Annotated in this window: 15 protein-coding genes; 5 read left to right on the forward strand and 10 right to left on the reverse strand. The window is 51.3% G+C overall.

All coding sequences use genetic code 11. The annotated features are described in order from the left end of the window. Window positions 1-158: 158 nt before the first annotated feature. Both J0X00_RS18490 and J0X00_RS18495 read right to left on the reverse strand, forming a co-directional pair. Entirely contained in the window at window positions 159-719 is a 561-nt protein-coding gene (locus J0X00_RS18490; RefSeq protein ID WP_136487537.1) for a DUF1415 domain-containing protein, read from the reverse strand. A gap of 104 nt (window positions 720-823) precedes the next feature. Beyond that, complete coding sequence (locus tag J0X00_RS18495) at window positions 824-2050, reverse strand: MFS transporter (RefSeq protein ID WP_282477427.1); 1227 nt, start codon at window positions 2048-2050, stop codon at window positions 824-826. A 118-nt stretch (window positions 2051-2168) separates the two neighbouring features. Between J0X00_RS18495 and J0X00_RS18500 the strand changes: the two genes are divergently transcribed. Beyond that, complete coding sequence (locus tag J0X00_RS18500; protein WP_136487535.1) at window positions 2169-3038, forward strand: LysR family transcriptional regulator; 870 nt, start codon at window positions 2169-2171, stop codon at window positions 3036-3038. An 81-nt stretch (window positions 3039-3119) separates the two neighbouring features. Here J0X00_RS18500 and J0X00_RS18505 read toward each other — a convergent pair whose 3' ends face one another. Continuing rightward, window positions 3120-3353, reverse strand: a complete 234-nt coding sequence (locus tag J0X00_RS18505) for a glutaredoxin family protein (protein ID WP_136487534.1) — start codon at window positions 3351-3353, stop codon at window positions 3120-3122. Window positions 3354-3574: 221 nt separating this feature from the next. Here J0X00_RS18505 and J0X00_RS18510 point away from each other — a divergent pair, with 221 nt between their 5' ends. The 3 genes from J0X00_RS18510 to J0X00_RS18520 all read left to right on the forward strand — a co-directional run bounded on the left by J0X00_RS18510 (window position 3575) and on the right by J0X00_RS18520 (window position 5576). Further along, window positions 3575-4078, forward strand: coding sequence for a M48 family metallopeptidase (locus tag J0X00_RS18510; protein ID WP_218563193.1), 504 nt, complete (start codon window positions 3575-3577; stop codon window positions 4076-4078). Between the two features lie 128 nt (window positions 4079-4206). After that, the gene (rlmF, locus tag J0X00_RS18515; RefSeq protein ID WP_348984828.1) at window positions 4207-5292 is read left to right on the forward strand and encodes a 23S rRNA (adenine(1618)-N(6))-methyltransferase RlmF; all 1086 of its coding nucleotides are present in this window, start codon (window positions 4207-4209) and stop codon (window positions 5290-5292) included. Between the two features lie 53 nt (window positions 5293-5345). Next, window positions 5346-5576 (forward strand): hypothetical protein, encoded by a 231-nt coding sequence (locus tag J0X00_RS18520; protein ID WP_136487531.1) that lies wholly within the window; start codon window positions 5346-5348, stop codon window positions 5574-5576. A 66-nt stretch (window positions 5577-5642) separates the two neighbouring features. Here the strand turns inward: J0X00_RS18520 and pilW are convergent, their stop codons facing one another. Together pilW and metA are read right to left on the reverse strand one after the other, a co-directional pair. Beyond that, entirely contained in the window at window positions 5643-6320 is a 678-nt protein-coding gene (pilW, locus tag J0X00_RS18525; protein ID WP_282477429.1) for a type IV pilus biogenesis/stability protein PilW, read from the reverse strand. A gap of 310 nt (window positions 6321-6630) precedes the next feature. Then, window positions 6631-7572, reverse strand: coding sequence for a homoserine O-succinyltransferase (metA, locus tag J0X00_RS18530; RefSeq protein WP_136487529.1), 942 nt, complete (start codon window positions 7570-7572; stop codon window positions 6631-6633). Window positions 7573-7712: 140 nt separating this feature from the next. Between metA and J0X00_RS18535 the strand changes: the two genes are divergently transcribed. Beyond that, on the forward strand, window positions 7713-8087 hold the full coding sequence (locus tag J0X00_RS18535; RefSeq protein ID WP_136487528.1) for an ATP-binding protein: 375 nt from the start codon (window positions 7713-7715) through the stop codon (window positions 8085-8087). 86 nt (window positions 8088-8173) lie between these two features. Here the strand turns inward: J0X00_RS18535 and J0X00_RS18540 are convergent, their stop codons facing one another. The 5 genes from J0X00_RS18540 to J0X00_RS18560 form a co-directional block, all read right to left on the reverse strand. Next, window positions 8174-9331: an ABC transporter permease gene (locus J0X00_RS18540; RefSeq protein WP_282477430.1), complete on the reverse strand. Its 1158-nt coding sequence runs from the start codon at window positions 9329-9331 to the stop codon at window positions 8174-8176. Then, entirely contained in the window at window positions 9318-10565 is a 1248-nt protein-coding gene (locus J0X00_RS18545; RefSeq protein ID WP_282477431.1) for an ABC transporter permease, read from the reverse strand. The genes J0X00_RS18540 and J0X00_RS18545 overlap by 14 nt, the downstream gene beginning before the upstream one ends. Before the next feature lie 2 nt (window positions 10566-10567). Next, entirely contained in the window at window positions 10568-11542 is a 975-nt protein-coding gene (locus J0X00_RS18550; protein WP_282477432.1) for a biotin/lipoyl-binding protein, read from the reverse strand. Continuing rightward, the gene (locus J0X00_RS18555) at window positions 11539-12975 is read right to left on the reverse strand and encodes a TolC family protein (protein WP_136487524.1); all 1437 of its coding nucleotides are present in this window, start codon (window positions 12973-12975) and stop codon (window positions 11539-11541) included. The genes J0X00_RS18550 and J0X00_RS18555 overlap by 4 nt, the downstream gene beginning before the upstream one ends. A gap of 203 nt (window positions 12976-13178) precedes the next feature. Further along, on the reverse strand, window positions 13179-13397 hold the full coding sequence (locus tag J0X00_RS18560) for a hypothetical protein (RefSeq protein WP_136487523.1): 219 nt from the start codon (window positions 13395-13397) through the stop codon (window positions 13179-13181). Window positions 13398-13448 lie beyond the last annotated feature (51 nt).

The following is a 13448-nucleotide window of genomic DNA, read 5'->3' on the forward strand; positions in this document are numbered from 1 at the left end:
AAATCCCATTAAGAATTGGTTCCTGTCCTGCCGTAACAGCAAGAAATATCCCCTTCTTACTCGAAGCTGCAGCGGTGCTGGCTACAACTCCAGATTGTTTGGGTATAGCATCATTTAACCGCTACGGATATCGGCGGTTAGCTCATCGGATAACGGAATTAACCAAACAGATAAGGAAACAGCGCTTTACGTTCGGCTTCACTCAGGTTGGAGACCCGCTCGATATTGATGTCGGGGATCGCTTCCGGGTTCGGATAGTGCTTGAGCACCTTTTCCATGCTCTCTTCGCGGATCAGGTGAAAGATCGGGTAAGGGGCGCGGTTAGTCAGGTTTTCGGCATCTTCCGGTTCGCTGCCGGCAAAGCAGTAATCCGGATGAAAAGTGGCGACCTGGTAGACACCTTCCCAGTTTTCCTGGCGGATCAGTGCTTCCACCCAGTCGATGAAGAAGTTGTAATCGGTGAAATCATGCAGCATGTCCGGCACCACTACCAGGGTGGTTTCCAGTTCGTCGGGCTGCTTGCTGTCGAGTTCCAGCAGTTGATCCAAGATATCCTGCAGCAGATCTTCTTCGCGGGTTGCGTTGCTGACCTGGATTTTGATCTGCTTATTGCGTTGGGGCTTTGCGGCAAAAGGGCACAGGTTCAGGCCAATGACTACGTCGTCTAACCATTGGTTAACGCTGGCAGCAATGGCCTGATTGTTGATGGTTGAGCTCATGTTATTTTGTCGCCTTTATCGGTAGAAATAGTGTTGCGAATAAAATTGGCGCCAAGAATAACATAATTTGTCGCTTGGATAGCGGTTGCGCGCGAGCACTAAGCTTAATTCTGGTGTGATGAGTTCAGTACTGCCGTTGCGCCGTTGTTAACGATCTTTTTCTGGCGCAGGCTCAGGCGCCAGCACAAAGTAAACAGCATCGCATACAGTGCCATGCCACCGCTGGTTACCATCTCCCAACCGCCATGCTGCCAGCAATAGAGCAGGAAGAATCCGCCGATACTACCGCCGACGTAATAGTGCACCAGGTACAGGGCTGTCGCGGTGGCCTTGGCTTCGGTCGCTTTCTGGCTGACCCAGGCGTACGCCAGTGTGTGAGTAAAGAACGCGCCGAAACTGATCAGCATCAGCCCCAGCATCATAAACGGAATAGATTCAATCATCGCAATCAGCATACCGGACATACTGAGCAGAGCGCCCAGCACCATGCCCGGAATCGGCGCATAACGCCTGCTCCAGTTGGCAGTCAGTTTTGAACTCAGTGTCCCGGCCAGATAACACAGGAAGATCAGCGAAGCCAGCCCGATCGGCATGTTGTAAGGTTCAGCGACCAGACGAAAACCCATCACCGAATAGAGGTTAACAAACAAAGCGAAGTTGGTGCCGCCAATCAGCATCGCCAGCCATATTGTGCGGTTGGAAAGGTGTTTGACCAGCGCACGGTTGTGATGAAAGAACATACCGCGCTGGGGCTTAAAGTGTGCTTGTACCGGCAGACAGAAGAGTACGATGACGGCACCGGCCAGAGTAAAGGCGGACATGGCCATCACGGCTTGCTGCCAGCCCATGGCATCGGTGAGTAGCCCGCCGACGATACGGCCGCTGATACCACCAAGGGAGTTCGCCGCAATATAACCGCCAATCGCTTTACTGAATGCTTGTGGAGACAGCTCTTCGACCATATAGGCGACGGCAACTGAGGCGAATGCAGCTAGCGCGACGCCCATTAATGCGCGTGCCAGAACCAGTACCCAGAATTCGCTGCTGATCAGCATCAGGGCGCCAATAGCCGGCATAGCGAACAGACCAAGCAACATAACGCGGCGTCGCCCAATCGCTTCGGAGCTGATCGCCCAAGGCACCAGGCTGACGGAAAGCGCGAGTGTTGCGGCGGCGAATACCCAGTTGATCTGGGTTTCAGAGACCGCAAAGTGTTTGGCCATGTAGGGCAACATCGGCTGGAAAAGATACAAATTACAAAAGACCAGGAACGAGCCGAAGGCGAGGGCGAAAGTGACTTTACGATACTGTGGACTGTGCAATTCGATCATGTTAACAACTCGGATAAGGCGGTTACGGCAATGTGATCAAACTACCAGTGTGAAGCGAATTAATAAAATATATTAAAAATATGGTTGTAATATATTTTATATATGGAGAACGTCAGTGATGGAAACCCGGCACCTGCGTCATTTTGTCACCGTGGCGCGCAATGAAAGTTTTACTCATGCTGCTCAGGCGCTGCATATCGCTCAGCCGGCCCTGAGTATCTCAATCAAGAAGTTCGAGCAGCAACTTGGTGTGGTCCTGTTTAAGCGCGATGAGCGTAAAGTGACGCTGACCCATGAAGGTCAGGTACTGCTGGAGCATGCGACGCGGATTTTACAGCAAATCGAAGATGCACAACTGGCTATCGATGAGCTGAAAGGGTTAGTCAAAGGTGAAGTGCGCCTTGGTGCACCGAGTATGATGGGCTCTTACTTTTTTCCGCAAATTGTGATGGCGTTTAAAAGCCACTTTCCGCATCTTAAGATGACGGTAGTCGACGCAGGCACGCAATCAATTCGTAAGATGTTGTTATCCGGCGAGCTGGATATCGGGGTGATTCTCAATCAGGATTTGCCGCCGGATCTGGAAGTGGATCCACTGCTTGCTTCCCAGATGGTTGCGGTGGTCGGTAAAGAGCACGAACTGGCGCAGCATCAGCAAATTGAATTTGAAGAGTTCTTCCGGCACGAGCTGGTGATGTTCAAACCGGGTTATTTTCACCGTGAATTCATCGACAAGGTCTGCAAAGAGCACAAGCTAAACGCCAATTTCTCGTTTGAAACCAATTTGCTGCCGATGATCCTAAGCATTGTGAAGCATGAATATGCGGTAACGGCGCTACTGGAGCTGGTTACGGATAACGAACCGGAGGTAAAAGCGATTCCGTTCCATCCGCCGGTGTGGCTCGATCTGGCACTGGCATGGCGCAAAGATGGCTACTTATCCAATGCCGACCGGACCTTTATAGAGTTTGTGAAGCAGTACGTGTGATCCCGTGCATGAGCGATCCAGAGGTTCGTCCCACTATGAGTGCCGGTCAATCTTTTCGGTACGGTGGCTTTCTGCGGGCGTTTAGTTTTTGCTGTTGTAAATGCGCTCAAAGTTGCTGGGATTCCAGCCGATCATGACGCGATCGCCGATTTTCAGCGCTGGCAGGCTGCGTGCACCCATAGCGTCGAGCTCTTTACGGCCGCGTTCCATTTTCGCGTTGCATAAACGGTATTTGATGCCTTTGGCGTCCAGGTGGCGCTGGGCATCTTTGCAATGCGGACATTTATCTTTAACGTAAAGTACAACTCGTTTCATGGTTCGGGCCTGTAAATGGAACAAGGGCGCTGAGTTTAACCATCCAGCGGATCAGATGCAAACCCGCATCGGTTTTGTCAGCATTCAATCTTCTGCCCCGGCTTGACGGATTTTTTGAATCCGTGGCGAGTAAATCGCGGATGATTCAGCGCCAGGTTTCGGGTACACTTTGCGCCCCCGACTTTTCGCGAACATGTTTGACCTGAAAAAGCGTTGTCACTATGAATCCCGTACTGAAATATATCCAGGGTTATCCTGCTCACATTATCGAATCGGTAGAACGCCTGGTCGACGCCGATAAACTGGTCAGCTGGTTCGAGCAGCGTTATCCGCAGCGCCATGACGTCCAGAGTGAGAAGGCACTGTATGCCTACACGCTGGAGATAAAAAACCAGTACATGAAGAAGACCGCGCCACTGAGCAAAGTAGTGTATGACGGCAAGATTCACCTCATCAATAACGCGCTGGGCCTGCACACCTATGTTTCCCGGGTGCATGGCAACAAAATCAAAGCCAAAAATGAAATTCGAATTGCCAGTGCATTTAAAAATGCGCCGGAGCCGCTGCTGCGTATGTTAGTGGTGCATGAACTGGCTCACCTGCGCGAAAAGGAACACAATAAAGCGTTTTATCAGCTTTGTTGCCATATGGAACCGAATTACCATCAACTCGAATTGGATGCGCGCTTATACATGATGGTTCTTGAACTGAGAGCAGGAAAATAATCATGCCTAAACCACCACTTAAATCATCCGGCAACCACCCAGCTCGTGTCACTGACAAACCGCGTCGTTATAAAAACCGTCAGGATAAAGCAGAGCAGCCGAAAGCAGAGCATCAACGTAAGTCGGACGTGAAACCTGGTCGTAAGCCGTCTGGCAAAACAAATCCGCAAACGGCGAGTCAGCGAACGCCGGGTCAGAAGCCTGGCAAATCGCCCTCGGCGAAGCCGCAATCGGCGAAACAGACAGGAAAAGCCGGTCTGCATGTCCGTAACCGTCACAAAGGGAATTATGATTTTGATGCTTTGTGTCAGGCTTTACCGGATCTCAAGCGTCACCTGATCAAAAATCCCAAAGGGGATTGGACGATTGCCTTTTCTGATCCACTGGCGGTGAAACTGCTTAATAAAGCCTTGCTGGCTCATCATTATGGTGTGATGAACTGGGATATTCAGGAAGGCTATTTATGTCCGCCTATTCCGGGACGTGCAGATTATATCCACCGCGTGGCGGACTTGCTCAGCCAGGATTTTCTGGCGCTGAATCATAAAGCCATACGAGCGTTAGATATTGGCATTGGTGCCAACTGCATTTATCCGATCATCGGCGTGACCGAGTATGGCTGGAGTTATGTCGGCAGCGACGTCGATCCGGTATCGGTCAAACAGGCCAATCTGATTGCCAGCAATAATCCGCTATTGAAAGGAAAAATTGCAGCGCGACTGCAAAAAAACAGTAAGGCGATGTTCAGCGGCATTATCGGGGCTGATGAGCGTTTTGATGTGACGACTTGTAACCCGCCGTTTCATGCTTCGCTGGCCGAAGCGCAGCAAGGCACTGAACGTAAAATTCGTAACTTGCGTGATAACCAGCGTAAACGTGGAGCGCCGGTCGTGCAAATGACAGCGCCGCAACATAGCGCGAATACGCTTAACTTTGGTGGTCAGAAGGCTGAGTTGTGGTGCCCCGGAGGCGAAGCCGAGTTTATTAAGAATATGGCGCAGGAAAGTCAGCACTTTGCCAGGCAGGTTCTGTGGTTCACGACCTTGATCTCGAAAAGCGATAACGTACGCTGGATGAAAAAACAGCTTCAGAAAGTCGGCGCGGCGTCGATACAGATAGTAGAGATGCAGCAAGGCCAGAAAATCAGTCGTTTTGTGGCCTGGACTTTTCACAATGCGGAGCAACGCAAGCTGTGGTTAAGCTTAAAGCGCTAAACTTATGTAGAAGTTAGCCTACTCAACGGAATAAACAGTCAAGGAGGTGTAGAATGGAATTCGAATTCTATTCACCGTGTCAGCCGGATTGGTTGTGTGTGCCTTCACTTTCCATTTTGTCCGTGTTGTTTTTGATCGGATTGGGGCTGTTTATTCGCATCCTGTATCGTGAATACAAAAAGATTAACCGTTCCACCAAGGTGCGTCGCCTGCGCCGGACCCATTATCGGGATCGCAAAGGTGGCAAGGATGGCCGTCCGACCAATATCAACCAAAAACGCTAGTGACTAAATGACAGAGGTAGTTGTTGATTTACATGATAAGTCATTCACTCCAACAGAAGCCGGCGCTCAGCGCTGGTTTTTTTGTGTCTCCCCCCAAGCCGCATTCACTTCCAGCCAAAGTTGTTGCACTGCCTTTGGGTTACCGAAACGCTGGCTAAACCCGCGCAGCGTGTTGCGAGCACCTTCTGTGTTACCCGCAGCTAATTGCATGCGGGTCAGTGCCAGCCAAGCGGAGGCTTGAGACGGGTCATAATCCAGGCTGCGGTCAAGATAGTGTATCGCTTGTTTTTGGTTGCCGGACTTGTTTGCACACAGCGCCGCATTTTCTAAAGTGGCGGCGGGCTGATTGTAATCCGGCCTTTGCAGCGCCTGATTAAACAGTGTATCAGCAGAAAGGTAGTCGCCGTGCTTACATAAAAATGTGCCAAAGTTGTTCAACACATCCCCATTTTCAGGATGGTCTAGCCGGGCTTGCAGATAGACGTGACGCGCTTTTTCAGTATCACCGACCTGGTCCAGATAGTGCGCCAGCGCTAATTGAGAACGGGCGTAGTCCGGCGCATGACGCGCAGCGCGGTAAAGATTTTCACGTGCTTTATTCATATTACCTTGGCTGAGATAGCCTAATCCCAGATCAATTCTTGAATCGGCCATCGCCTGAGGATGATTGTCAGGGATATCGGTAACAGTGACACAGCCTGCCGTCGTTATTATCCCCACTAGCATCAGTTGTTTGAATTGCATTCTATCCACCTCTGTATACCCCAACCGCGCGTTGCAGTACAAAGCTAACGATGCTTTGCGCGCTTGCAGCGATACTTTTGCTTGCAGCTAACCCCTTAGCGTCTGCTAGCTTTGCTTCGATTAACAAATAGTAAGCAGCATGGTGGTGGCGCGGCAGCGGTCTGAGAGGATAATGCGAGCCACCCGGCATATTTATTGTGGCTTGTGAGAGAGACCTAATGGCTGAGGGGATGAAAAAAGGCCGCGTGATGGGCGGCCTTCCAATGTCATCAAAACATGTTAGTGAACTGTGGCGAATCTCGATGGAGAATTAATCGTCTTTGGTGAACTTATCTTCGCTGAAATGCTCCAGATCGTACGGCGTTTGCTGATAAACGCAGTAGTTCAGCCAGTTAGCGAACAACAAGTGTCCGTGACTACGCCAGCTGGCACGTGGGGTGTTATCAACATCATCATTCGGATAATAGTTCACCGGCATGACCGGTTCCAAGCCCGCACCCAGATCACGAATGTACTCGTTATGCAGGGTCAGTGCGTCGTACTCCGGATGACCAGTCACAAACACGTTACGTTTATCTTTAGTCGATGCAAGGTAAACGCCTGCGACATCAGATGTCGCAAGAATATCCAGGTCGGTATGAGTTTCCAGATAACCAGGCGCAAAATCGGCATAACGTGAATGCGGTGCCAGGAAGGTATCATCGAAACCACGCAGCAGCGGATGGTACGGCTGCAGGTTTTCATGCACATAAACCCCGGACAGTTTCTCTTCACGTGTCTGTTTGGGCAGGTTATACAACAATTTCAGGCCGGCTTGTGCTGCCCAACATACATAAAGTGTTGAGGTCACATGCTCTTTGGCCCATTTCATAATCTGCTGCAGGTGATCCCAGTAGACGACATCTTCAAATTGCACTAAACCTAAAGGCGCACCAGTAATGATCAGACCATCGAAGTTACGGTGTCTGACCAGTTCAAACTGGCGATAAAATTCGTTTAAGTGCTCTTCTGGTGTGTTCTTGCTTGGGCGATCATCGATACGCAGCAGTTCAATATCCACTTGAAGCGGTGAATTTGATAACAGACGCAGGAACTGAGTTTCGGTTTCAATTTTTTTTGGCATCAGGTTAAGAATCAGAACCTTCAGCGGACGAATACCCTGGGTCGATGCGCGGGTTTCCGACATGACGAAGATATTCTCAGTACGTAAAACATCAGTTGCAGGCAGTTGATCGGGGATCTTAATCGGCACAGCTTTCTCCCTAAGCGTTACATTTGGACGTCTATACATCTAGACTTATAACCTAACTGATAGGCGTTGTCGATAGCAAAATGCGTGCGCCACAAAATTAAGTTAGTATGCCGGCTATGATTTGCATAATTTGAACACATATGATTCCGACACTGACCTTAATTCGTGGTTTACCCGGCTCGGGAAAATCGACGTTAGCCCAGTCTTTACCGGCGGTGCATCTTGAAGCGGATATGTTTTTTATCAATGCGCAGGGCGAATATCACTACCGTCCGGAGCAGATAGCACAGGCACACGCCTGGTGTCAGCAAGAGACAGAAAATTGCCTCAAGCAGGGCAAAAGCGTAGTGGTCGCCAACACGTTTGTGCGGCACTGGGAGATGACCGCGTATAAGAAAATCGCCCGTCAGTACCGGGCAAAACTGGTGATTAAGGTATGTCGTGGCGAGTATCCCAACATCCATGGCGTAGAGCAGGCGACCATCGAACGTATGCGTAAAAAATGGCAGGACTAACATCAGCGAGCACGGCTTAATGCGCGCTTTGCCCCACCGTCCCTCATCTCACATCCGCGGTGTTACAAGGCGGGCTAGCCTGACAGCTATCCTGCTTGACTGACTTTCACAGTTAAAGTGCCGTGATTGCGCTGCAGCTGCCACCAAGCGAGGCTGCCCCATGCCACGGCTTGTGCCCACAGCAGGGTCCATTGCGGCGCGATTTGGCGCCATTCTGCCCCCATCTGATTGAGTGCCAGAAAGCCCTGGATGCCGGGTGTACTCGGGAACAGGTTCGACAGCCAGATGATAGGTGTAGGTATAGCTTCCAGAGGCCAGATAAATCCGGCGGAAAACACCAGCGGCATTGAGCTTATCAGCACGATCAATGTGACCAGTTCGCGGCGTGGTGTCACCGCTCCGAGCCAGATCCCGATAAAACAGGCTGTGAGCAAAAACGGCAGCAGCAGAGTCAGTAATTGTATCGGCTGACCTATTGTACTCACGCCTTGCAAGCTGAAGCTGGCCCCGAAATAGTACATGCTGAGCAGGTAGTAGAACGCCACTATGATGAAGGTACGCATGAAGAGCAGGGGCAGTACCGGAATCTGCTGCCAGTCGCCTGACTCAGCTCGCTGCGTGCCGGTTAACAGCCCGGCAGACATCGCCAGAGTTTGCTGCAGAATGAGGATAAACACCGCAGGAACGACGTAATCGACATAACCGACACGCGGGTTAAAAGTCGGCTTTAAATTCGATTGCACTGCGGCATAGTGATGGGCCGCACTCTCAAGAGGTTCCCCTTGGCTCAGCAGGCGGGTCACCCGGGCACGGGCCGACAGCGTGCCGCCCGCTTGCGCCAGACCTTCAACGATAGTGCCGTAGACCAGAAAGTAGGAAGCGTCTCCGGCAAATGCCAGGGTCGGGCTGGTACCAAGTAGCAGATCTTTATAGAAGTGCTCTGGTATCACCAGTATTCCGCTCACTTTCCGATCCAGAAAAGCCTGCTTTGCTTGTTCCAGCGAATGATCCCGTTGCACCACTTTGACCTGCGGGGTGGCATCGACCATGCGTTCGAGCTGATAGCTAATCTGACTCTTATCCAGATTCACGATGCTGATCGCCTGCTCACGCGGCGTTTGATGGCTGTAGGGCAGTGGATAGAGGAATGAGTAAAACAGCACGCCACCAAACATGGTCAGCATCACGACCGGATTGCTCAATAAGGCCTTTAATTCGGCTTTAAATAAATCAGTCAGTCGCATGGTCACTCCTTACCGGTGTCGTGCGCAGATGCTTGCGCATCAGGACGACCGTTAATAGCAGTGGGAATAAATACCCGAACATCGGCAACAGATGTGTTAGCGACTGGAACCCGCCCAGACCGTAGCTGACCTGACTGACCTGCACTTCGATATAGTGACTGACCGGCAGCAGACTGCGCCAGGCCTGGGCAATCGTCCCCATATCGCTGGTTGGAAAGGTAATGCCCATAAAGGCAAAACTGGGGGCGGTAAATGCACCCGCGAAGCTCATAGCACGTGCGGGATCCAGGCTAAGGAAGAAAAAAACGGCGCCCATGATCATACAGCCGATAGTGGTAATCATCTGGGCCAGGATTAAGACCAGCAGGTTACCATGCATCGGCCATTGCAATACGCTGTAGAACCAGAACAGATACGCTGCGCCCTGAATAATGAAAATTGGATAGTAACGCAGCAGTGTCTGGCTCAGATGCAATAAGGGCCGTTGGCCAAGCCAGCGATGTAATCCATAAATTCGAGTATTGGCGCTGAGAATCAGAATGGTGCTCACCACGATAACAATCTGCCAGATGGCCGGAATAATGGCAGACACCAGAAATTGGGCGTAATTGGTGTTCTTATTAAATAATGGCGTGATTTGAGTGCGTACCGGCACGACCTGGCCCATTGCGCTCTGGGTGGTCTGATTGCCGGCGGAGAGGCTTGTGACGATCCCGATTTCAGCGTTGAGCGTTGCGACGGCCTGCATGATTGCTGAGCTGATGACCCGTCCGACCAGAATGTACTGGCTGTTGTAAAACGTGGTGACCTGCGGCAATTCACTGCGATAGACCGACTTATCAAACTGGCTGGGAATCACAATAAACGCGTAGATGTTGCTGGTGACCATGTCCTGCTTCGCTGCAGCGACATTCTGGTAATGGCGGGTGACCGCTAAGGTTGACGTCGCATCAAGATGGCGCTGCAACTGACGCGATAGCTGACTGTGTGACAAATCCACCACACCGATGGGCAGGTTATGAACGATACCGGCTGAGAATATCCACCAAATACTGGCCGCCAGCAGGATAGGCAACCAGGTCAGGCAGGCCAGCAACCATTTATCCTTGCGCAGCAGCGGCCACTGTGCAGGCAGGCGACCAGCGTCGCCTTCAGCCGGACTGGTACCGTCGGTAGCACGGCTCGCCACGTGATGAGCGCCGCTATGACTGCGGTCAACCGAAGCGTGCTTCATGGCTACAACTCAACCACCAGGCTCATGCCCATACGTAAATCCGCCTGTGGATTTGTCGGGCGCGCTTCGACTTCAAAAGTCCGTAGATCAAAGCCCTGCGCCGAATCTGTCGAACGCCAGGTGGCAAAATCACCCATGACTGCAATATGGGAAACGGTAAATTCAATCTGCTTATCGAGTGCGGGAAGATAGGCCTTGAACGTGCTGCCTTTTTTAAACTGACTGAGCAGATCTTCACGCACATTGAGTACTGCCCAGGAATCCTGTCTATCCACCACGGTGACCACGGGAAAGCCCTGTGGTGCTAATTCACCACTTTGCATCAGGACTTGCGCGACTTCGCCGTCAAACCAGCTTTCAATCTTAGTATCGGCAGCGTAGGCCTCAACTTCCGCCACGGCACCTGCTGCGACGTTGACTTTTTCCTGAGCGGCTTGTTTGGTTTCGCTGCGCGCACCTTCACGTGCCATGTTATACATCTGCAACGCTGCGCTTTCGGTGTACTTGGCGGCTTGCCACTGGGTGTTGGCTTCATCGCGTTTCTGTTCAGCCACTACGCCGTCTTTATAAAGGTTATTGACCCGCTGGTAGGTTTTCTCGGCCAGTTCTGCAGCGGCTTTAGCTTTTAACCATTGATCTTGCGCCGCACGTACCTGTTGCTGACGCGCGCCGTTTTCAGCCTCTTTTGCCATGGCACCAGCGGCTTTCTGGTTGGCGACCGCCTGTTCGAGTTTGGCTTCGATTTCCGGGCTGTGCAGGCTGAAGATTAACTGGCCTTTTTTTACTTCATCGCCTTTACGCACGAACACCTGATCAATACGACCGGCCACTTTGGAAGAAATGCTGTATTGCTGGGATTCTATCTGACCTTGCAGGCGCACCGGTTCTGGTTGATAGGCCAGATAAAAGCTGTAACCGATCCAGCCTGCGGCGGCCAGAGCGATAATCGCGAGCAGAGGCGTTTTAACGGTTTTCATGAAATTGGGTTCTCCGTCATCGAAATGGCAGCAGATGGATTCGGCGCTGTACTGAGTGGCTGTGCACTTTGCTGGTATTGCGGGAAAGTGGCCATTTCACTGGAAATAGCCAGTAGTTTGGTCAGTGCGATCAGATAGTGAAAGCCGGCCACCGCCTGTTGGGTACGAATGCTGGCGAGGTATAACTCGGCATCGACTACATCCACTGAGGTCGACAGTCCTTGAGTGAAGGCTTTCTGGCGTAAGCGCAGGTTTTCCTGAGCCAGTTGCAGGCTCGAGTTAAGTCCTTCCACTTCTTCCTGAGCTTGCTCGGCTTCTTTATAGGTTTTTTCAACCAGCACACTGAGATCTTGCTTAGCCTGTTCACGACGGTATTTCACCTGGGTGACCAGACTGCTGGCGGCTTTCACTTGCTCACTACGCCCGGTATTTTCCACCAGTGGCACATTGACGCCGACGCCGACTAACCAGTCCGGGCGCAGGTCACTGGCGAGGGAGTCATCTTCGTATAAGTTGTAAGTGCCGTACAGATAGACTTCTGGGTAGTATTTGCCTTTTTCAGCTTTGATAAGGCTGCTGGCCTGTTTTTCTTTCGCGTTGAGCAAGTCCAGCCCCGGGTAAGTCGCCAGGGTCTGATCGATGAAGGCGCTCATTGGCGGTAAGCTGGGGTTAATAAACAAATCACCGCTCGGCTCAACCATTTGTGGTTGGTTGAGGATTTGGGTGAGGGCGCTTTGAGCAATATCGAGATCTTTTTGCGCTTTTTTACGCTCAACGGTTGCTTTATCAAGCGATGCTTCGGCCTGCAACCGCTCGACTCTGGCGATCTGGCCTTGCTGTTCGAGCTTAAGCGCGTTGTCCCGATGTTGAGTCAGCCCTTTTTCTACTTCAATACGGGTTTGCAGCACTTCCTGCGCCAAGACCACGCTGAAATAATATTTTGCCAGGTCTTCATATCGTGCCTGAACTTCCATAGCCAGTTGGCTTTGTGCTTCTTCCTTTTTGCCTTCGGCAGCATTTTGCGCAGCAGTAATGCGACCACCGGTAAAAATAGGCCAGACTGCCCGAATCGAAGAGCTGAAAATATCGCGTTCCGTGATGGTAGAGGTCAGAGAGCCGAGAGAGGTGAAAAGAGGGGCTAGAGCAGCCGGTGCGACGATGCCCCCTGCGCTGTCTGCGACCTGCTTAAGTGACAATGTCACATCTTGGTCGAGGCGGGTATAATTGGCTCCCACGGTCACTGAAGGTAAATTCAGACTGGAAGTGGCGTTATGCAGGTGCTCAAAATGATCTACGTTGGCACGCTCGGCGGCTAACGAATGGTTTTGACGCTGCAAAATCTCCCACGCCTGGTCAAAGGAGATCGGCGCTGCAAACGCTGACGGGAGCGCCAACAGAGAAGTTAACAGCACACTGATTGATTTCACTTTCATGCTTAAGCTCAAACGTCGATATTAGAGTTTATACTCTATGTTATCGGTTTTCCGTTGAGTATAACAGCATTTTCCTAATCAACACATCAAGAGTCAAATGCGTAGACTTAGAGTCGATTTAGCGTTGGTTAGGCCAATTTTATGATGCCTTTGGGCTCTATCGTTGCTGAGGAGCCCAGTCCTGTTTCTGCTTGTAGACAGGCTCATCGTCCGGGACAGTGAAAGTCGGCGCGCCACACCAGCTCTTCTGTGCTTTGAATGGTATCGAGCAGATCTTGTCCTGTCATTTGCGGTATCGATAGCACGACTTGCAGATCATCCTGCTGCTCTGATCCGTAAGCACGAACATGAGTAAAAGTTGACTGCAGGTGCTCGGCCAGCATTTGTTGCGACAAACATATTCCAAACGCATCTCTTTCCATGGTGAGTATCCTTCTTACGATAGTAGCGCAAGCGACAAACCAGGATTGAGT

The sequence above is a fragment of the Vibrio sp. ABG19 genome (assembly GCF_029962385.1).
GTDB classification, from domain to species: Bacteria; Pseudomonadota; Gammaproteobacteria; order Enterobacterales; family Vibrionaceae; genus Vibrio; species Vibrio ostreae.